At 73.4% G+C, this 20193-nt stretch carries 16 protein-coding genes; 7 read left to right on the forward strand and 9 right to left on the reverse strand.

The genetic code is table 11. The annotated features are described in order from the left end of the window. Positions 1–19: 19 nt before the first annotated feature. Positions 20–1492, forward strand: coding sequence for a zinc-dependent metalloprotease (locus tag ACVWWH_RS16540; RefSeq protein WP_457317300.1), 1473 nt, complete (start codon positions 20–22; stop codon positions 1490–1492). 73 nt (positions 1493–1565) lie between these two features. On the opposite strand, the gene ACVWWH_RS16545 is transcribed toward ACVWWH_RS16540, so the two are convergent. Genes ACVWWH_RS16545 through nudC form a run of 4 tightly spaced genes read right to left on the reverse strand, consistent with a single transcriptional unit; the run spans position 1566 to position 5582 of the window. Further along, positions 1566–1766 (reverse strand): hypothetical protein, encoded by a 201-nt coding sequence (locus tag ACVWWH_RS16545; protein WP_066498852.1) that lies wholly within the window; start codon positions 1764–1766, stop codon positions 1566–1568. A 9-nt stretch (positions 1767–1775) separates the two neighbouring features. Next, positions 1776–2390, reverse strand: a complete 615-nt coding sequence (locus ACVWWH_RS16550; protein ID WP_457317301.1) for a M48 metallopeptidase family protein — start codon at positions 2388–2390, stop codon at positions 1776–1778. Beyond that, entirely contained in the window at positions 2380–4503 is a 2124-nt protein-coding gene (locus ACVWWH_RS16555) for an ATP-dependent DNA helicase UvrD2 (RefSeq protein ID WP_457317302.1), read from the reverse strand. Before ACVWWH_RS16555 ends, ACVWWH_RS16550 begins: the two co-directional genes overlap by 11 nt. Further along, positions 4500–5582, reverse strand: a complete 1083-nt coding sequence (gene nudC, locus ACVWWH_RS16560; RefSeq protein WP_084249515.1) for an NAD(+) diphosphatase — start codon at positions 5580–5582, stop codon at positions 4500–4502. The genes ACVWWH_RS16555 and nudC overlap by 4 nt, the downstream gene beginning before the upstream one ends. A 103-nt stretch (positions 5583–5685) precedes the next feature. Here nudC and ACVWWH_RS16565 point away from each other — a divergent pair, with 103 nt between their 5' ends. Next, positions 5686–6774, forward strand: a complete 1089-nt coding sequence (locus tag ACVWWH_RS16565) for a phosphotransferase (RefSeq protein WP_457317303.1) — start codon at positions 5686–5688, stop codon at positions 6772–6774. Between the two features lie 57 nt (positions 6775–6831). Here the strand turns inward: ACVWWH_RS16565 and ACVWWH_RS16570 are convergent, their stop codons facing one another. Genes ACVWWH_RS16570 through ACVWWH_RS16580 form a run of 3 tightly spaced genes read right to left on the reverse strand, consistent with a single transcriptional unit; the run spans position 6832 to position 13894 of the window. Beyond that, positions 6832–10227 carry an ATP-dependent helicase gene (locus ACVWWH_RS16570; protein ID WP_457317304.1) on the reverse strand — a complete coding sequence of 1132 codons (3396 nt, stop codon included), beginning with the start codon at positions 10225–10227 and terminating at the stop codon, positions 6832–6834. Next, positions 10224–13478 carry an ATP-dependent helicase gene (locus ACVWWH_RS16575; RefSeq protein WP_457317305.1) on the reverse strand — a complete coding sequence of 1085 codons (3255 nt, stop codon included), beginning with the start codon at positions 13476–13478 and terminating at the stop codon, positions 10224–10226. The genes ACVWWH_RS16570 and ACVWWH_RS16575 overlap by 4 nt, the downstream gene beginning before the upstream one ends. Continuing rightward, the gene (locus ACVWWH_RS16580; RefSeq protein WP_066498865.1) at positions 13475–13894 is read right to left on the reverse strand and encodes an MGMT family protein; all 420 of its coding nucleotides are present in this window, start codon (positions 13892–13894) and stop codon (positions 13475–13477) included. Before ACVWWH_RS16580 ends, ACVWWH_RS16575 begins: the two co-directional genes overlap by 4 nt. 104 nt (positions 13895–13998) lie before the next feature. Here ACVWWH_RS16580 and ACVWWH_RS16585 point away from each other — a divergent pair, with 104 nt between their 5' ends. The 4 genes from ACVWWH_RS16585 to ACVWWH_RS16600 all read left to right on the forward strand — a co-directional run bounded on the left by ACVWWH_RS16585 (position 13999) and on the right by ACVWWH_RS16600 (position 17528). Beyond that, the gene (locus ACVWWH_RS16585) at positions 13999–14706 is read left to right on the forward strand and encodes a 3'-5' exonuclease (protein WP_066498868.1); all 708 of its coding nucleotides are present in this window, start codon (positions 13999–14001) and stop codon (positions 14704–14706) included. Between the two features lie 329 nt (positions 14707–15035). Next, positions 15036–15989: a substrate-binding periplasmic protein gene (locus ACVWWH_RS16590; RefSeq protein WP_457317306.1), complete on the forward strand. Its 954-nt coding sequence runs from the start codon at positions 15036–15038 to the stop codon at positions 15987–15989. A 28-nt stretch (positions 15990–16017) separates the two neighbouring features. Then, a complete protein-coding gene (locus tag ACVWWH_RS16595) occupies positions 16018–16794 on the forward strand; it encodes an amino acid ABC transporter permease (protein WP_066498873.1) in 777 nt (258 codons plus the stop codon). Continuing rightward, a complete protein-coding gene (locus ACVWWH_RS16600; RefSeq protein WP_457317307.1) occupies positions 16791–17528 on the forward strand; it encodes an amino acid ABC transporter ATP-binding protein in 738 nt (245 codons plus the stop codon). The genes ACVWWH_RS16595 and ACVWWH_RS16600 overlap by 4 nt, the downstream gene beginning before the upstream one ends. 94 nt (positions 17529–17622) lie before the next feature. Here the strand turns inward: ACVWWH_RS16600 and ACVWWH_RS16605 are convergent, their stop codons facing one another. Next, complete coding sequence (locus ACVWWH_RS16605; protein ID WP_218030604.1) at positions 17623–18078, reverse strand: Lrp/AsnC family transcriptional regulator; 456 nt, start codon at positions 18076–18078, stop codon at positions 17623–17625. Positions 18079–18159: 81 nt separating this feature from the next. On the opposite strand from ACVWWH_RS16605, the gene ACVWWH_RS16610 reads away from it, so the two are divergent. Beyond that, positions 18160–18840, forward strand: coding sequence for a LysE family translocator (locus ACVWWH_RS16610; protein WP_066498879.1), 681 nt, complete (start codon positions 18160–18162; stop codon positions 18838–18840). 33 nt (positions 18841–18873) lie between these two features. On the opposite strand, the gene hemL is transcribed toward ACVWWH_RS16610, so the two are convergent. Then, entirely contained in the window at positions 18874–20187 is a 1314-nt protein-coding gene (gene hemL / locus ACVWWH_RS16615) for a glutamate-1-semialdehyde 2,1-aminomutase (protein WP_457317308.1), read from the reverse strand. Positions 20188–20193 lie beyond the last annotated feature (6 nt).

Below are 20193 nucleotides of genomic sequence, written 5' to 3' on the forward strand. Positions count from 1 at the left end.
AGCATTGATCGGCGGCACGATGACCACACCAGAGAAGCCTTCGGGCCACGACGACGAGCCCCAGGACCCGCTGTCCGAGCTCTTCGGCAGGCTCATGGGCGGTGCGGGCGCCGAGGGATTCGACCCCACGGAGATCGCCAAGGCGGCCGGCCTCCCGAGCGACCCCAACCTCCTGCGCCAGATGTTCGAGCAGGTCCAGGCCATGATGTCGGCCCCCGGCGGCGAGGGCCCGGTGAACTGGCAGCTGGCGCACGACCACGCCCGCCGGACCGCGGCCGCGACCTCGGACCCCTCGGTCTCCGCGGCGCAGAACCGCGACGTGGACGAGGCCCTGCGGCTGGCCGAGCTCTGGCTGGACCAGGCGACCGACCTTCCAGGCACGGGCATCATCGGCCGCGGCTGGTCCCGGGCCGAGTGGATCGAGGCCACGATGGGGACGTGGCGCCGGCTCACGGAGCCCGTCGCCAACAGCATCGCCACCGCGCTCTCGACCGCGCTGAACGAGCAGATGCCCGAGGAGATGAAGGGCATGCTGGGCGGCGCGTCCTCCATGCTCACCAACATGGGCGGGGCCATCTTCGGCATGCAGCTCGGCGCGGCGATCGGCGCGCTCTCGGGCGAGGTCGTGAGCTCCTCCGACATCGGCGTCCCGCTGGTCGACCTCGAGATGGCGCTGCTGCCGGCGAACGTCGCGAAGTTCGGCGAGGGACTGGGCCTGCCGGAAGGCGACGTCCGCCTCTACCTGGCGGTCCGCGAGGCAGCCCACGCGCGCCTGTTCATGCACGTGCCGTGGCTGCGCGCCCATCTGCTCGGCGCGATCGAGGACTACGCGCGCGGCATCCACATCGACGTGTCCAAGATTGAGGAGCTCGCCCACGGGATCGATCCGGGCAACCCGGAGTCGATCCAGGAGGCACTCCAGGGCGGCGTGTTCATGCCGCAGCGCACTCCGCAGCAGGATGCCGCCCTGGCCAAGCTCGAGACGGCGCTCGCCCTCGTCGAGGGGTGGGTCGACGAGCTCACCGCCACGGCGACCGAAGGGGTGCTGCCCTCGGCAGCGGCGCTCCGCGAGGCTGTTCGGCGTCGCCGTGCCACCGGGGGGCCGGCGGAGCACGCCTTCGCCTCGCTCGTGGGGCTCGAGCTGCGCCCGCGCCGGCTGCGCGACGCTGCCACGCTGTGGAAGTCCCTCGGCGACGAGCGCGGGATCGCGGGGCGCGACGCGATCTGGAAGCACCCGGACCTGCTCCCCACCGCCGAGGACCTCGACGACCCCCAGGGCTTCTCCGCCCGGCGCTCCCAGGCAGAGGCGCAGGGCTCGGAGGTGGACGAGGCTCTCGAGAAGCTCCTCGCCGGCGGCTTCGACGAGCCGGCGGACTCCTCCGAGGCGGACGGCCAGCGCGGTGACGGCGGCGGTCGCGAGGACGGCGGCGGTCCCGAGGATGGCGACGGGACGGACGACGGCGGCACTCCCCCGGGTGCGCCCCGCGCCTAGCAGGGGGCAACCCTCAGGGGGAACGGCAGAGACACTCACGGAGCCGGCCGCGCGACGCGGCCGGCTCCGTGTGTCAGTCGATGCCTTCGGTGATCTGGCCGAACGGGACCGACTCGTCCAGATGGGCCTGGAGCTCGTGCGGCTCGTTGATGACCACATGGACGCCGCACACGGCGTCCGCGGCTGACTGGAGCAGCACGGGGCGGACCGTGTCGATGAACTCGGCGCTGCGGCCCTCGAGGTACTTGGCGTAGCTGGCAGGAAGCTGGCTCATGGCGCGATTCTAGGCGTCTTCTTCGTCGTCGATAAGGTCCCAGCCGCTGCCCTCGGCGTCCCCGCGCTGGGAACCGGCGAACGCCACCCCGGCGAGGAAGGCCTTCGCCTCCGCGAGCCTCGGATACGCCTCGACGAGCTTCCAGAACTGGGGGCCGTGGCCCGAGACGAGCAGATGGGCGAGCTCGTGCACGATCACGTAGTCGACCACCCACTCCGGCATGCCCTGCAGTTCGTGGGAGAGGCGGATGGTCCGCTGGCTCGGCGTGCAGGAGCCCCACCGGCGGCGCTGGTTCGTGACCCAGCGGATGGACGCGGGCTCGGTCCGGCCGCCGAAGTACCGCCGCGACAGCCCGGCGGCGCGCTCGGCGAGGGCCTCGTCCGAGTGCGCGCCGCGGCGGCGCGCGGTGTCCTGCTGGAGCCGCTCGACCATGCGCTCGACCCAGTGCGCCTCCTGGGCCCGTGTGAAGGTGGCGGGGATCGCCACCACCGCAGTGCTGCCCTCCCAGAAGGCGGAGACCGTCTTCCTGCGCCGGCCCGACCGGCGCACCTCGATGCGCGGGCCGTCCCCGCCCAGCGGGAGCGCGCCCTGGCCGGGGACGGCGCGCCGGCCCTCACGCGCCACGGATGAGCTCCAGGACTGCCTCGCCGTAGCGCTCGAGCTTGGCCCGCCCCACACCGGCCACTTGGGACAGCTCGTCCAGGCTCGAGGGCTTCGCCTCCGCGATGGCCGTCAGGGTCGCGTCCGTGAACACGACGAAGGCCGGCACGTCCGCCTCGCGCGCCTGCTCGAGGCGCCACGCGCGCAGCGCCTCGAACGTGGCCTCCTCGTAGGTGGGCGGGCACCCGGAGCAGCGGCCGACCTTCCGCTCGGCCCCGGTCGAGAGGATCGTCCCGCACACGCGGCACGTGGTGGGCCCCTTCAGCTCCCGGCGCTTGCGGGGGCTGCGCTCGGCGTGCGAGGAGGTCGAGCCCGCGGGCCGCAGGCCGTCGAGGAACCGCGACGGACGGCGGTGCGCGCGCCCGCCCGGGGTGCGGGACAGGGACCACGACAGGTGCAGGAACTCCCGGGCCCGGGTGATCCCGACGTACAGCAGGCGCCGCTCCTCGTCCACCGTCACGGGCGTGTCGGCGAAGGAGATCGGCACGAGGCCTTCGCTCAGCCCCACGAGGAACACCGCGTCCCACTCGAGGCCCTTCGCGGCGTGCAGCGACGCGAGCGTCACGCCCTGGACGGCCGGCGCGTGCTGGGCCGTGGCCCGCTCCTGCAGCTCGGCCACGAACTCGGGCAGCCCGAACCCCTCGCCCCGCGCGGCGGAGAGCTCGTCGGCGAGGGCCACGAGGGCGGCAAGCGACTCCCAGCGCTCGCGCGTGGCGCCCCCGCCCGCGGGCGCCTGCTCGGAGTAGCCCAGCGAGGAGAGGACATCGCGCACCCGCTGCGCCACCGGCACGCCGTCGTCCGCCTGGGCGCGGGCGGCACCGCGGAGCTGCAGGAGCCCGTCGCGGACCTCGCGGCGGTTGAAGAACCGCTCGCCGCCGCGCAGCTGGTAGCCGATGCCGGCCGCGGCGAGGGCCTGCTCGAACGCCTCGGACTGGCCGTTGGTGCGGAAGAGCACCGCGATGTCCTTGGGCTCGGTGCCCGCCGCGACGAGGGCGGCGATCCTGCGGGCCACGGCGGACGCCTCCGCCTCGTCGTCGGCGCACTCGGCGAATTCGGGCTCGGGCCCGCTGGGCCGCTGGGCGATGAGGTTCAGCGGCTTCGCCCAGCGGGCATCGGCCGCGGGGCCCGCGGGGCGGCGGGCCGCGAGGAGGTCGTTGGCCAGGCGGACCACCTGCGGCGTGGAGCGGTAGTCCCGCACGAGCCGGATCATGGCCGCCTGCGGGTGGCGCTTGCCGAACTCGAGCAGGTGGGTGCTCGTGGCGCCCGTGAACGAGTAGATCGTCTGGCTCGCGTCGCCGACCACGCACAGCTCCTCGCGGCCGCCGAGCCACAGCTCGAGGAGGCGCTGCTGCAGCGGGGAGACGTCCTGGTACTCGTCGACGACGAAGTGGCGGTACTGCTCGCGCACGGTCGCGGCGACCTTCGGGTCCTCCTGCAGGATGCCGACCGTGATGAGCAGGACGTCCTCGAAGTCGATGAGGTTCCGGTCCACCTTGACGTCCTCGTAGGCCTCGAAGAGCCGCGCCACGGTGGCCGGCTGGAGGCCGCCGGGCTCTCCCCTTCCCGCGGCGCCCTCGAGGTAGGTGGAGGGCGTGAGCATCGAGACCTTGGCCCATTCGATCTCCGAGGCGAGGTCGCGGATCGCGGCCCGGTCCACGGTGAGGCGCAGGCGCCGTGCGCCCTCGGCGATGGCCTGGGCCTTGTGCTCGAGGAGGCTCGGCAGCGAGCCCCCCACGGCCTGCGGCCAGAAGTACTGCAGCTGCCGCAGGGCCGCGGCGTGGAACGTGCGGGCCTGCACTCCCCCCACGCCGAGGTCGCGCAGGCGGCTGCGCATCTCGGCGGCGGCCCGCGCGGTGAACGTGACCGCAAGGAGGCGCTGGGGCGAGTAGACGCCCGAGTGGACGCCGTACGCGATCCGGTGGGTGATCGCCCGCGTCTTGCCGGTGCCTGCCCCGGCCAGGACGCACACCGGCCCGTGCAGGGTGGTCGCGACCTCGCGCTGCTCCTCGTCGAGGCCGGCGAGGAGCCGCTCCTCGAGCGTCCCTCCCGCGGTCTGGGCGGACTCGGCCCCGCTCACTGGGCCGCCGCCTCCAGTGCGGTGATGGGGCCGCCGAACCACCTCTCGATGAGGGCCCGCGAGATGGACAGCCGACTGGGCAGGTCGATCTCGCCGGAGCCGGCCGCGGCTGCCAGCTCGTCCCGGGTGAACCAGCGGGCGCGGAGCACCTCGGTGCCGTCCGGCTCGGCGACCTCGTCCAGGGTGCGGGCTGTGAAGCCGAGCATGAGGGAGGCAGGGAAGGGCCAGGGCTGCGAGCCGAGATACTGGCACTCGGTCACGCGGACCCCGACTTCCTCGAGGACCTCGCGGGCCACGGCCTGCTCGAGGGACTCGCCGGGCTCGACGAAGCCCGCGAGGGTCGAGAACATCGTCGAGCGCATGCGCGCTCCGGTCGCGAGGAGCACGCGGTCGCCCGGGCCGACGACGGTCACGATGATCGCCGGGTCCGTGCGGGGGAAGTGCTCCGAGCCGTCCTCGGGGCACTGCCGCACCCAGCCGCTCTGGATCACCTGTGTGGGCGCGCCGCAGCGCGGGCACCGGGGGTGTGAGGCGTGCCAGTTCGCGATGGCGGTCGCCTCCAGCAGGATGCCCGCCTCCACGAGGTCCAGGCCGGGGCCCGATTCGCGGAAGCCGGCCCAGTTCGTCTCCTCGGGCAGCAGCCCGGCGCCCTCCCCCGCGGGCTCCGACATGACCGCAGACACGGGCTCGACCGGCTCGTCGAGGACCACGAGGACGATGTCGGAGCCCGGCGCGGCGTGGGCGGTGGTCCGTTCCTGCGGCAGCCGGCCGAGGTAGACGACGAGGCCCTCGAGCCACTCCGCCGGCAGGGACCGGGCGGGCAGGAAGGCGAGGTGCCCGCCGTCGTGCGCGGCCCGCCGCTGCGAGTAGAGCACCGCGAGGGTGCCCGGCTGGCGCACGAGCTGGCCGAGGAATTCGGGGTCGGCGCGGTCGGCGGACCGGCGGTCGAGCGCTTCCGCCGCCGTGGGGAGGAGCCGGTCGGCGAGCAGTCCGGCAGTTTGGCCCGTCCCCTCGAACGCCGAGAGCGCGGTGCCGGCGGTGGCCGAGGGCTGGGGAGGCGGGAACGAGCCGGAAGTCATACCCACTACGGTACTGAGCCCCTCCGACACTCGCACAACCGGCGGGGCGCCGGTTCGGCGTGGGTCCGTGCCCGCGGCGGCGCAGCGGGCTAGCGTGGAGAAGGTGAAACGCACTCCGCTCGAGCTGGCCGCCATCGCTACCGCCGCCGTCCCCGGGCTGCAGCCGACCGCCGTGGCGGCGTCCCCGGATGACGCCACCGACTTCGATGCGGCCCTTCTGGAGACCGCGGACGGGCGCGCGTGGCGCATCCGCTGCCCGCGGGGCACGGAGGCCAGCGCACGCCTCGAGACCGAGATGACGGTGCTGCGGGCGTTCGACCCCGCCGTGCGCGCCGAGCTGCCGTTCCAGATGCCGGCGGTGGCCGGCACGGTGCGCATGGACGGGCTCACCACGTGCGTCTACACCAATCTCACCGGGACGGTCCGGGACCTCGACGCGCTCGCCTCGGGCAGCGACCGGCTCGCGCGGGAGATCGGGGGGACGCTCGCCGCCATCCACGGCCTGCCCCAGGAGCTCGTCGACAGCGCGGACCTGCCCTCCTACACGGCCAACGGGTTCAGGCAGCGCCGCCTCAACGAGCTCGACCAGGCGGCCACCACGGGCAAGATCCCCGCGGTGCTCCTGCGCCGGTGGGAGCAGGCCATGGAGGACGTCACCCTCTGGCGGTTCAACCCGACCGTGGTCCATGGCGACCTCCACGAGGACAACCTCCTCATCGACGACGACCGCGTCACCGCCGTGACCGGCTGGACCGACCTGCGGATCGGCGATCCGGCCGACGACATCGCCTGGCTCGTCGGGTCGAACGAGCCGAAGTTCATCGACGCGGTGCTCGCGGCCTACCACGAGGCCCGCAAGGAGCCGGTGGACCCGCAGCTCGCCCGGCGCGCGGCCCTGGCGGCGGAGTTTGCCCTCGCGCAGTACCTCGTGAAGGCCCTCGCCCTCGGCGACCAGGAGGTCGCGCGGGACGCCGAGGCCATGCTCGCCGAGCTTGCCGCCGACATCGAGGCCAGCGAGGCTGCGGAGGCCGAGTCCGCCCGCGCCGCAGCGGCGGACGACGGAAGCGGCGAGGGCACCGAGGCCCCTGCGCCGGAGAACGGCCGGCCGGCGGCCGAGATTCCGCGCACGGCGGACCCTGCACCGGCGACCGATGCGCTCCCGCTCATCACCGACGGGCGCCGCGAGGACTGAGGCCGCCCCCGCCCACCCCGCGCCCGCCCACCCGGCGCCCCAGGCGGTGCTGGGGGGTCACTGCAGCGCCGAGGCCACGATCGCTTCGAGCTCTGCCTCTGTGGCGAGCGCTTCGGGGCGGACGACCGTGCCGTCGGCGAGGTAGCAGAAGGCGGCCCTGATCTCCTCCACGGGGGTGTCCGTGAGGCGCGACCAGGCCAAGCGGTACACGGCCAGCTGCACGGACCGTGCCCTCGCCTCGGCGCCCTTCGGGGCCCTTCCGGTCTTCCAGTCCACGAGGTCCCACCGGCCGTCGGCGTCGCGGAACACGGCGTCGATGCGTCCGCGCACGACGACGGGCCCCACCTTGGTCTCGATCGGCACCTCGACGTGGGCCGGACTCCGGTTCGCCCATTCGGTGCGCTTGAAGGCCTCCACGAGGGTGCCGAGCTCGTAGGCCTCGTCCACGTACTCGTCAGAGCTGTCGAAGCCCTCGAGGTCCAGCATGGCGCTGGTGCCGAAGTGCTCCTCGACCCAGGCATGGAAGGCCGTCCCCCGCCGCGCAGCCATTCCGGGCCGGCGCGGGACGGGCCGGCGCAGCTGGCGGACGACCGCCTCGCGGTCCTCGCCGAGCGCCACGAGGGTGGACGCCGAGACGTGCTCCGGCAGCCGCACGCCCGAGGTCACGTGGGCGCGGGCCTGTTCTGCCAGGAGCAGCTCGGCCTCGCGCGCCCACTCGGCCTGCCGGGGGGCCCCCGGGGCCGGGAGGTGCGGACCGGCGCCGCCGTCGTGGATCATCTCGAGGACGCGGTGCGCCGCCGCCTCGAGGGCCCCGCGGCGGCCCGGCGAGAGGCTGTGGCGGGCCCCGGTGGCAGCATCGACTGGCCCCTCGAGCGGGTCATAGGGCCAGAGCGAGCGCTGGGCCAGGGCCTGCAGGGGGTTCTGCTCCGGCAGGTCGGCGTCCTCCGCCCAGGCCAGGACCTCGAAGCCGTGGCGGTCCGCGTCCTCGCGCAGCTCCTCGAGGAACGGCGACGCGGGCATGGGCCTGGATCGGGTGCTGCTCCAGGCGAACCCGGTGGCCACGAGGAGCGACCTGGCGCGGGTGAACGCGACGTAGGCCAGCCTCCTGTCCTCGCGCTCGGCGTGCTCCGTGGCGTCCTCTGCGAGCTGCTTCTCCGCGTCGACCCAGCCCTTCTGGTCCGGCTGGTCCGTGTCCCACGCGGGCAGGTCGGCCCGGTCTCCGCGCAGGGGCCAGGGCAGCGCGGACTGCCCGACCGTCCACCGGTCGTTGCCCCCCGAGGGGAACATGCCGCGGTTGAGTCCCGTCACGGCGACCGCGTCCCACTCGAGCCCCTTGGAGGCGTGGACCGTGAGGAGCTGGATCGCCCCGGGCGAGGGCTCGCTGGGGGCCATGTCGAGCCCGGACTCTTCACGCGCGGCGACCTCGAGCCACGCGAGGAAGGCGAGCAGGCCGGGCTCGGACGACTGGGCGAGGAACGACGCCGCCGCCTCGGCGAAGGCGTCCAGGTTGCGGCGCGCCTGGTGGACCGACGCGCCTGGCCTGGCGGCGAGCTCGATGTCGAGCAGGAGCGCGCGCTCGACGTGGGAGACCACGGTGCCGAGATCGTCCCCGGAGACGGTGCGCAGCATCCGCAGCTCGTCGCGCAGCCGCGTCAGGCGGGAGAGCGCCTCGGGGCTGAGCTGCCTGCCTGCCCCGGACGTCCACCCTGGCCGGGGCAGCCGGTCGATGGCCTCCACGAGGCTGGAGGCCTCGGCCAGGTCCCCCTCGATGAGGGCCTCCTCGACCGTGCCCGCGGCATCGAGGTCCTGCTCTTCGGGCCGGGCGGCGGCGGAACGGAGGGCTGCGAGGTGGCGGGACCAGTCGGCGAGGGCCATGAGGTCGGCCGGCCCGATCCGCCAGCGCGCCCCGGCCAGGAGCCGCATGAGCGCGTCGGATCGGCCAGGGTCCGCGATGACCCGCAGCGTCGAGACGATGTCGATGACCTCGGGAGTGTCGAGCAGGCCGCCCAGTCCGACCACCTCGAACGGCATGCCGCGGCGCTCGAACTCGCCCCGGAGCGCCGCGAACTGCGAGCGCTTCCGGCACAGGACCGCCATCGTCGGACCGGGGCCGGACACCTGCTCGGCGCCCACGGCCCAGTCGCGCGTGAATGCCTGCAGCTCGTCGGCCACGGCCCGCGCCTCGTCGAGCTCGTCGACGAAGCGGCCGAGCCGCACACGGCCGGGGCCCGCGCCGGGACGGGGCTCGAGCGGCTGGACCTCGATGCCGGGGGCGCCGGTGAGGTAGGCCGCGGGCGAGGCGAGCGGGCCGGCCACGGTGTTGGCGGTGGCGAGGACCGTAGTCGAGTTGCGCCATGCCGTGGTCAGGTGGCTGGTCCATGCGGGGGCGAGGCCGGTGCCCTCCCGCCGTGGGAACACCCGGGGGAAGCTCTCGAGCTGGCCGGCGGAGGCGCCGCGGAAGCCGTAGATCGACTGGTTGGGGTCGCCGACGGCGGTGACGGCGTGGCCGTCCCCGAAGAGGGAGGAGAACAGCACCAGCTGGGCGTGGGAGGTGTCCTGGAATTCGTCGAGGAGGACGGTGCGGTACTGGCTGCGCAGGAGCGTGCCGGCCTCCGGCACCGTTGCCGCGATGCGCGCGGCGAGGGCCACGAGGTCGCCGTAGTCCAGGACGCCGCGCTCGCGCTTCGCCGCGGCGTAGCGCTCCACGAGGCCCGCGACGAGGGCGCGCGTGCGCAGGGTCGTCACGAGCGCTGCGGCACCGGCCGGCTGCCTTCCTCCCCGACCGCCCGTGGGAAGCGCTTGCAGCCGCGCTGACTCCTCGTCGAGCCATGCGGCGACGTCTCCGGGCTCGCGCAGGTGCTCGGCGCACTCGCTGGCCAGCTGGAGCACCGCGGCGATCAGGCTGCTCTTGGCGGGGAAGCCGTCCCAGGTGCCCCCGTCGTAGGCCTCGACCACGCGGGCGGCGAGCTGGAAGGACTGGGCGGGCCCGAGCAGCACCGCGTCGCGCTCGATCCCGAGCCGGAGCCCGTGGTCCTGCACGACGGTGTTGGCGAACGAGTGGTAGGTGGACACCGTCGGGTCGATCGCCTGCTGGTCGCCCGCTGCCGCCGCGATGCCCTCGGCGCCGCGCTGGGCGAGCCTCGCGAGGCGGGCGAGCTGGGCGCGGATCCGGGCCGAGAGCTCCCCTGCCGCCTTGCGGGTGAAGGTCACGCCGAGGACTTCGTCCGGCCGGACCCAGCCGTTGGCGACGAGCCAGACCACGCGGGACGCCATGGTCGCGGTCTTGCCGGATCCCGCCCCGGCCACGACCAGGCGCGGGGCGAGGGGCGAGGAGATGATCTCCGACTGCTGGGCCGTGGGACGGTGCTGGCCCAGCAGGTCGGCGAGCTCCTCGGGGCTGAAGCGCGGCTCGGGCAGCTCGGCGGCGGTCTGCGGGAGTGCTGCCTCGCTCACTCGGTCACCTGCCGTCCCCGGGCGCAGAGCGGGCAGATGTCGGGGAGCCGGCAGCCCCCGGTGAAACCCCCGCCTGGTTCGTGCCGGGCCTCGAAGTGGTCCCCGGCCATGACCTCTGCGGCCCGCTCGACCAGCTGGACGGCCCAGGCGGCATCCTCGAGGGCCGCCTGCTGCTGGACGGTGAGCTTGACCGTCCCGTCCCCCAGCTGGACGAGTTCGGCACCGCCGGGGACAGGACCCCGGTTCAGGGCCGCGTCCTCGCCGAAGGCGCCCGCAACCACGGCGACCTGGTATGCGGCCAGCTGGGCATGCTGTTCGAGGTCCGCTGCCTTCGGCTTGCGGCGCCCGGTCTTGAGGTCGACGACCACCAGCCGGCCGTCCTCGTCGAGCTCGAGCCGGTCCACCTGTCCACGGAGGACCGTGCGGGCAGCGATCTCGGCCGTGCCGACGGACCCGAGGGAGGCCTCGAAGTCGACCTCGACGCCGAGGAGCTCCCGCCCGTTCACGCGGACGTACTCGGCGAGCTTGCGGACCATCGCCTGCGCGCGTTCGAAGTCGAGCTCGCCCTCCCAGGTGTCTGCGAGGCCGAGGCTCGCCCAGCGCCGCTTCAGCTCCGCGAGGTAGTCGGCCGAGGTCCCCTCGGGGAGGTCCTGCGCGATCGCGTGCACGAGGGTCCCGAGGCTCCGGGCGAAGTCGGTGGCCGCCTCGCCGCCGGCCGCGGAGACGAACCAGTCCAAGGGGTTCTTGGTGGCGGTCTCTACCTTGGACGGGGAGACGTAGACGGTGCCGTCCTCGGGTACCACCGGGCCGGTGCTGCTCAAGGGAGCGAGCCCGTACCACTGGCCGGGATGGGCGCCGGGGGCATCGGCGGCGGCCAGTGCGGCGAGCAGCGCTGCGGCGTAGGGCGCGTCGGCGTCGTCGGCCTCGACAGACTGCCGGAGCTCCGCGACGAGCGGCCTGAGCCCGAGGGTGCGGGGCACCTCGCTGTACGGCCGCACGGTGACGCCCACCGGCAGCGGAGCGACGTAGTCCAGGAACGGGGAGGGGACCTCGTCCTCGGTGGATGCCGCGGTGCACACGAGCCGCTCGGTCGCGCGCGAGATCGCGGCGGAGAAGGAGCGCAGCTCGTCGTAGCGGATGTCCTGGAGCCGCGATCGGGTCGGCACGAGCAGGGCCGAGACCACGCCGAGGTCGAGGCAGTCCGCGAAGAGGGTGCTGCCGAGGAGCTCGCCGCGCAGCCGCGTGTTCGGCCAGACGCCGTCCTGGAGCCCGGCGACGAAGACCAGCCGCCATTCGCGGCCGGCGGCGCTGGCGGGGGTGAGGAGCTCGACCGCATCCTCCGCCTGGGCGCGCGGCGCGAGGGTGTCCATGGGCAGTTCCTGTTCCGTGAGGTAGTCCAGGAACTGCGCGGGAGACGCCCCGGGGAGCCTGTCGACGTACCGTTCGGCGGTGTGGAAGAGGGCCATGAGGGCGTCGAGGTCGCGGTCCGCGCGCAGACCCAGAGTGCCGCCCGAGACAGCCAGGGCGTACCACCGCTTCGAGAGGGCCGCCGCGTCCCAGAGCGCCCACAGGACGGTCTCGGCGGTGGCCCCGGGCTCCTCGGCGGCCGCCCGCCCCTTGGCGATCATGCGGGCGATCCGGCGCGCGGCGCTGGCCTCGACGCCGAGCGGGTCGAGGGCGCCCGGGACCTCGAGTGCCTCGACGAGGAGTGCGTCGCTCGCGCGTCCCCCGCCGGCCGCGAGCTCGATCTGCCGGAGGGACTGCCGCAGGCGCCGCAGCTCCAGCGCGGTTGCACCTCCGATGCGGGAGGTCAGCAGCTCGACCGCCGTCTCCGCGGTCAGCTCCTCGGGCCGCAGGGCGACGCGGAACGCCGTCAGCAGCGGCCGCACGGCCGCCTCATCGCGCACCGCGGTCTCGGCCACGGGGACCTTGACGGGGATCCCCTGGCCGGAGAGGAAGCGCTGGATCTGCTCGAGCCGGCCGCCGGACCTGACGATGACCGCCATCTGCCCGTACTCCACCGCGCCGAGCAGGCGCGCCTCCTGGATTCGGTGGGCGAGGTAGCGCAGTTCGTGGAGTGCGGAGTGCAGGACGTGCGCCTCGGCGGCGGGCCGCGCCGTCCCCTCCTCTTCCCTGGTGGACGGCGGCGGAACGAGCCGGCGGGCCGCCTGGCCCCCGGGCACGGCGGAGATCCGCTGCGCGACCCCCCGCCACGCCTCGGCGATCCCCTCCGGCAGCCGGTGCGAGGTGCCCAGCGACAGTTCCGTGACGGTGCCGAGGAGGGCCCGCAGGCTGGGCACGAGGCCGGGCCGCGCCCCGCGGAAGCCCTGCACCACCACGTCGGGGGCGGCCGTCGCGATGAGGTCGCGGCCCTGGCCCAGGACGGCGAGGAGTTCCAGGACCGACGGGCTGGACTCCTGGACGTCGTCGACGCAGATCAGGCCGAGGCGGGCCCTCTCCTGTGCGAGCAGCTCGGGATCCTCGAGCAGGATCATGCGGGCCGCCGTGATGATCCCTGCGGGATCGAAGGCCTCAGGCATGCGCAGCTCGAGGACGTCCCGGTACTCGGTGTACAGCTGGGCGGCCGCGACCCACTCGGGGCGCCCTGCGCGGGCGCCGAGATCAGCGAGCTCGTCCGCCGTCGTGCCGTACTCGGTGACCCGGTCGAACAGCTCCCGGACCTCGTGCCGGAATCCCCGGGTGGACAGGGCCGCCTCGAACCCCTGCGGCCACGCGGGTCCGCGGCCTGAGGCGCGGTGCCCTTCCAGCAGCTCCTTGACGATGAGGTCCTGCTCCGCCCCGGACAGCAGGCGCGGGGGGCGGGTGAGCCAGTCGATCCGCCCCTCGGCCCGCGCCCGCCGGATGAGGTCGAAGGCGTAGGACTGCCAGGTGCGCGCCGGAGGGGCGCTCAGGCTGCGGTCGAGGCGCGCAGTGAACGCGTCCCTCAGCCGCGCAGAGGCTGCGCGTGCCGGGGCGAGGAGCAGGACTCCCGCCGGATCGAGGCCGTCGCGCTCCACCCGGGCCGCGGCCGCCTCCACGAGGACCCGGCTCTTGCCGGTACCGGGAGCACCCCACACGAGCACCGGACCGCTTCCCGGGCGCAGGGCGAGCACGGCCTCCTGGTCGGGCGAGGGCGAGAAGGGCACTGCATCCGCACGGCCCTTCGGAGCGAGGAGGGTCAGCTGCGGGGCCGCTCCCGCGGGCGCGGTCCGGGCAACGGGTGCCGCGGCCGGGGTGGCGATCGCTGTCATGGTTCCATTCCACCGTCGGGGTCCGACAGTTCTGCCTCGGCGCCCGAAGTCCGGCGAAGAGCGCGCTGGAGCGCTTCGGCGATCTCCTCGACCGCGTCGAGCTCGCTGTCCGTGGGCGCCCAGCGTGCCCGGGCGATGTCGACCCGCCACGGTCCGCGGTGCGGGTCGCCTCGCAGCGGCGTCCCTTCTGCGAGGTAGTGCCGCAGCGCGCGCTCCTCATGGGACTCGGGGGCGGCACCATTGGCCTTGAGCACCCGCCACCAGCCGACGTCGCCGCTGTAGCGCGACATCACGGAGCCTACCTGCCGGGGGCCGCCGGCGCCGAGGAGTTCGGCGACATCGCCATAGGCCAGCACCGACCCCGGGGGCACGAGGTCGACGACGGCCAGGACCGCCTCGACGAACTCCTCCCGCATGCCTCCCACCCTAACGGCCGCCGGGCGCCGGCCCGCGCTGCCCCGCCGGGGCGCCCGGCGTGCCTGCGCGAGAAGTGTCGGACCTGCCGCATAGCGTGTTCCCCATGACGTGGAGCACGCAGACCAGGGCAGCGTTCGATCTCGAGACGACCGGGCGCAACTCCCGCGCCGCGCGCATCGTCACCGCGAGCATCGTGGTGCTCGGGCCGGACGGCAGCATCGAGTCGGAGCACGAGTGGCTCGCCGATCCGGGCGTCGAGATCCCGGCCGAGGCCGCCGAGGTCCACGGGGTCACCACCGAGAAGGCGCGCGCGGAGGGCCGTCCCGCCCGCGAGGTCGTTGCAGAGGTCGCGACGACCCTGCAGGCCCTCTTCGACCGCGGCGTTCCCGTCGTCGCCTTCAATGCGGCGTACGACTTCACGGTCATGGCGGCGGAGTGCGCGCGCCATGGGCTCCCCCAGCTCACCCGGTTCCCGGTCCTGGACCCGTACGTCATCAACAAGCAGGTGGAGCGGTACCGCAAGGGCAAGCGAACCCTCGGGGCGCTCTGCGAACAGTACGGCGTCATCCTCACCGACGCGCACAGCTCCGCTGCGGACGCCCTCGCCGCGGCCCAGCTGCTCGACGCGATGGCCGGCCGGTTCCCGGAGCTCGACCGCCCCGCGGCGCACCTCCACCGCAGCCAGGTGGACTGGTCGGCAGCGCAGGCCGCGGACTTCCAGGCCTACCTGCGCCGGACGAAGCCCGCCGCGGTGGTCGAGGGCGACTGGCCCGTGCTCGCGCCGCATGACGCGGGGCAGGCCGGCTTCTAGCAGCCCAGCTTGCAGGAGCACAGCTTCTAGCAGCACAGCATGTAACAGCCCAGGGGCCTGAGAGGGAAGTCACAGAGCCGCTGCGGGCTCGCGCCGCCGTGCGCCGCCGTCCGTAATTCACGCGGACCTCCCCTGGGTCGCCACCGGCACCTGCGCTGCCACGCGAGGCCGAACATCCTTCGATCCGGCCGAGAATATTTCGTCATGTGTTCTGGAGAGGGGCCCCGAAGGCCCGTCCTTCATAATGGAATGCAGCCCAGACGCCCTCGACGTGCCGACCGCACGTGGATGCTGCGCGTCCTGCATGCACATCAGAAAGCGAAGGCTCCATGAAGCTCAAGGCACCCAAGTGGCTTGCCGCCGCGCCCGTCGCGGCCGTCCTCGCCCTCTCGCTCGCCGCGTGCGGCGGCGGCGGAAGCTCCGCCTCCGGCACGCCGACGGACGCGCTCAAGGGCAGCGACCAGCAGTCCACGGACAAGTACACGACCGCCTCGGTCACCCCGCTGGACAAGATCGACAAGTCCAAGCTCGGCCTCATCACCCCTGGCACGATCAAGGTGGGCACGCTCTCCGACGCGCCGCCGAACATCTTCATCGACAGCAGCGGCAACTTCACCGGCTACGACAACGAGCTCCTCAAGGCCATGGCGGCCAAGCTGGGGCTGAAGGTCGAGTTCGTCTCCACGAAGTTCCAGAGCCTGCTGGCCCAGGTCAAGACGAAGCAGTTCGACATGGGCTCGTCCTCGATCTCGACCACTGACTCCCGCCGCCAGACGGTCGGGTTCACCAACGGCTACGACTTCGGCTACATGGCGATCGTCACCAAGGACGGCGCCAAGGTGAAGTCCTTCGACGACCTCAAGCAGGGCGTGCGCATCGGCGTTGTCCAGGGCACCGTCCAGGACGACTTCGTCACCAACACCCTCAAGCTCGACCCGGTCCGCTTCCCGGACTACAACACGGTCTACGCGAGCGTGAAGAGCGGCCAGGTCGACGCCTGGGTCGCCCCCTCCCAGCAGGCGGAGGGCCAGGTCAAGCCCGGTGACGGCACCACGATCGCGCAGAAGAAGGTCAACACGCAGAACTTCACCGCGTACGCCGTGGCGAAGGACAACCAGCCGCTCACGGACGCGCTGAACTCGGCCCTCGATGCCGTGATCGCGGACGGCACCTGGTCCAAGCTCACCGCCCAGTGGTACCCGGACCGCAAGACCCTCAAGGACCAGACGCCCGAGGGCTGGAAGCCGGGCAGCAAGGCCGTCCAGGTCGGCGCCGCCAAGTAACGCCGCCTAGCGCGCAGACAGGAGCCCCATGGATTACCTGGCCAATCTCGGCGACACCTTCTTCAACTGGAAGGTCATCGGCGAGGTCCTGCCCTCCCTCTTCACGGTGGGCCTCCCGAACACGCTCGTGCTCGCCCTCTCCTCGGGGATCATCGGCACAGTCCTCGGGATGCTGCTCGCCCTCATGGGCATCGCCCGGAATCCTGTGGCGCGATGGATCGCCCGGGTGTACACGGACATCTTCCGTGGACTCCCGGCGATCCTGACCATCCTCGCGATCGGCCTCGGGTTCGGTCCGATCGTCCGCGAGCTCACCGGCATCACGAGCCCGTACCCCATGGGGGTCGCGGCGCTGTCGCTCATCTCGGCGGCCTACATCGGCGAGATCTTCCGCTCGGGCATCCAGAGTGTGGAGAAGGGCCAGCTCGAGGCAGCCCGGGCACTGGGCTTCGCCTACGGGCCGTCGATGCGCCTCATCGTCGTGCCGCAGGGCGTGCGCCGGGTCCTGCCGGCCCTCGTGAACCAGTTCATCGCGCTCATCAAGGACTCCTCGCTGGTGTTCACCCTCGGGCTGCTCTCCTCCGAGCGTGAGCTGTTCCAGATCGGCCAGGACGAGGCGGCCCGCACGGGCAACCTCTCGGGGTACGTCGCCGCCGGGATCTTCTACCTGGTCATGACGATCCCGCTCACGCACCTCGTGAACTGGATCGATGCGCGCCTGCGCACGGGCCGCGCCAAGAACCGCGCCGAGCGCGCCGAACCGGACGAGGCCGCCGCCGTCGTCGGGAAGGGAGCCCAGGCATGAGCCAGTTCTCCTCTGGATCGCTCGAGGCGAAGGGCATCCACCTCGCCTTCGGCAGCAACAAGGTGCTCCGTGGCATCGACCTCGGGGTCCCGGCCGGGACCACGGCGTCGGTCATCGGCCCCTCGGGGTCGGGCAAGTCGACCCTCCTGCGGGTCATGAACCGGCTCATCGAACCGGATGCCGGGGACATCCTCCTCGACGGCAGGTCCGTCCTGAAGGACAACCCGGACGAGCTCCGCCGCCGCATCGGCATGGTCTTCCAGCAGTTCAACCTCTTCCCGCACAAGAGCGTCGGCGAGAACGTCGCCTTCGCCCTGCGGAAGCTGCGCGGGCTGCCCAAGGAGCAGGCCCGCGAGGAGGCGCTGACGCAGCTCGACCTCGTCGGCCTCAAGCACAAGGCCGGTGTCCGGCCGGGGACGCTCTCGGGCGGCCAGCAGCAGCGCGTCGCGATCGCCCGCGCGCTCGCGATGAAGCCGGAGGTCATGTTCTTCGACGAGGCGACCTCGGCGCTCGATCCGGAGCTCGTCAAGGGCATCCTCGCGCTCATGGCGGACCTCGCCGAGGGCGGGATGACCATGGTGGTCGTGACCCACGAGATGGGCTTCTCGCGCAACGTCTCGGACACCGTGATGTTCATGGACGGCGGTGTGGCGGTCGAGACCGGAGCCCCGGAGCGGATCTTCGACGACCCGCAGACCGACCGGCTCAAGCGCTTCCTCAGCGACGTGCTCTGACCGTCCGCTTCGGCAGCACCGCGCACGACGGCGGGGTCCCCACTCGGGTGGGGACCCCGCCGTCGTCCGTGGTGCCGGCAGCCGGCGGCAGCGCTTAGAGCGGCAGGCCGCCGGTGCCCTTGAGGTCGCGCATCACGATGGTGGAGGTCAGCTTCGCGACCCCGGGCAGCGCGGCGAGGTGCTCGTCGTAGAGGCGCTGGTACGCGGGGAGGTCCTCGGCGACGCAGCGGAGGAGGAAGTCGGGGTCGCCGAAGAGGCGGTAGCCCTCGATGATCTGCGGCTCGGCCACCACGGCATCCTCGAAGGCCCGGATCGCCTCCCTCGAGGTCTCGCGCAGCGTCACGAACACCATGGCGCCGAACCCGAGCCCGACCTTGGCCGGGTCCACCTCCGCCCGGTAGCCGCGGATCACCCCCGACTGCTCGAGGTCCTTGAGCCGGCGGTGGCAGGGGGCGACCGTCAGGCCCACCTCGGCGGCGAGGGCCGTGGCCGTCATCCGGCCATCCTGCTGGAGGGTGCGCAAAATACTTCTGTCGAGTGCGTCGATCACCATCAGAATCTATCCCGAGCAGCTCGCAGGCTGCCACAAATCGGTGAGCACTTCTCGCGACGATCTCCGTAGTCTTGCGCCATGGACCTCAGCCCCCTCCTCGGCTTCGCCGGCATCTCCCTCACCCTGGCCCTCACGCCCGGCGCCGACTGGGCATACACGATCGCGGCCGGCCTGCGGGCGAGGTCCGCGGTGCCCTCCGTCGCCGGGCTCTGTGCCGGCTACGTGGTGCACACCGCGCTCGTGGCCACCGGCCTCGGCGTGCTGCTCGCCGCGCGGCCCGACCTGGTCGCGTGGCTCTCCGCGGCGGGCGCCGTCTACCTGCTCTGGCTCGGGGCCGCGACCGCCCGCGGGTGGCGCCGCGCGGGCTTCGCCGCGGCGGGCGGCACGGTCCTGCCCTCCGGGGAGCGGCTCGAGGACGCCGTGCGGCCGGGCCGGCCCGCGCTCGATTTCCTCAAGGGGCTCGGGACGAGCGGGATCAACCCGAAGGCCCTGCTCCTGTTCGCCGCCATCATGCCGCAGTTCGTCAGGACGGACTCGGCCCTGCCCGTGGTCGCGCAGACCACGGCGATGGGGCTGACCCATCTGGCCTTCACCGCGGTGGTCTACAGCCTCGTCGCCGTGGGCGCGCGGCGCCTCCTCGCCGCGAAGCCGCGGCGCGCCCAGGCCGTGACCCTCGTCAGCGGGGTGCTCATGCTCGGCATCGGCGGATTCCTGCTCGCGGAGCAGGCCGTGGCGCTCGTGGGCCCCGCGCTCGCCTGAGCGCCGGACCCCGCCCAGAACCTGCCGGGCCGGCTACGCGCCCGGCAGCGCCGTCGCGGCGGCCTTGGCGGCGGCCGGGAGGGCGTCGTAGATCCGGTTCATCGCCGCGTCGTTGTGGGCCGCGGAGAGGAACCAGGCCTCGAAGACGCTCGGGGGCAGGTACACCCCGGAGTCCAGCATCGAGTGGAAGAACGGCCCGTAGCGGTACGCCTCCTGCGTCTGGGCGTCGGCGTAGTTGTGCACGCCGCGCTCGGAGGTGCCGAACGCGACGGAGAACAGGCTGCCGGCCCGCTGGATCGAGTGGTCCACGCCCTCGGCGGACAGCGCCGAGGAGACGGCCTCGGACAGCTCGGCCGAGCGGGCGTCGATGTGGGCGTAGACGGCATCGGTGGCCAGGGAGAGAGTCGCCACTCCGGCGGCCATCGCCACCGGGTTCCCGGACAGGGTGCCGGCCTGGTAGACGGGACCGAGCGGGGCGAGGTACTCCATGATCTCGGCGCGGCCCCCGAGTGCCGCGACGGGCATGCCGCCGCCGATCACCTTGCCGAAGGTGAAGAGGTCCGGCGCCCAGCCCTCGCGCTGCCCGGTGAGGCCCCAGTAGCCGGCGGGCCCCACGCGGAAGCCGGTGAGCACCTCGTCCACGATGAGCAGGGCGCCGTGCTCGGCGGTGATGCGGCGCAGGCCCTCGTTGAAGCCCTCCCCCGGGGTGACGACGCCCATGTTGGCCGGGGCGGACTCGGTGATGACGGCGGCGATCCGCGGCCCGTGCTCGGCGAAGGCGGCCTCGACCGCGGCGAGGTCGTTGTACGGCAGCACGAGGGTCTCGGCGGCGGTCGCGGCGGTGACGCCCGCGGACCCCGGCAGGGCGAGCGTCGCCAGGCCCGACCCGGCCGCGGCGAGCAGCGAGTCCACGTGGCCGTGGTAGCAGCCGGCGAACTTCACGATGAGGTCGCGGTGGGTGAAGCCCCGGGCGAGGCGGATCGCGGTCATGGTCGCCTCGGTGCCGGTGGAGACCATGCGCAGGCGCTCGACCGCGGGCACGCGCCCGATCACGAGCTCGGCGAGCGCGGCCTCGTCCGGCGTCGAGGCGCCGAAGGAGAGGCCCCGGTCCACGGCGGCGTGCACGGCCGAGAGCACCTCGGGCACGGCGTGGCCGAGGAGCGCAGGGCCCCACGAGCACACGAGGTCCACGTAGTCGCGCCCGTCGGCGTCGTGCACGTACGCGCCCTGGGCGGAGACGAGGAACCGCGGCGTGCCGCCCACGGAGCCGAACGCGCGCACGGGCGAGTTCACCCCTCCGGGCATGAGCGAGCGGGCGCGGGCGAAGAGGTCCTCGGAGGTGGTCATGCCCCT

Source organism: Sinomonas sp. RB5 (assembly GCF_054063535.1).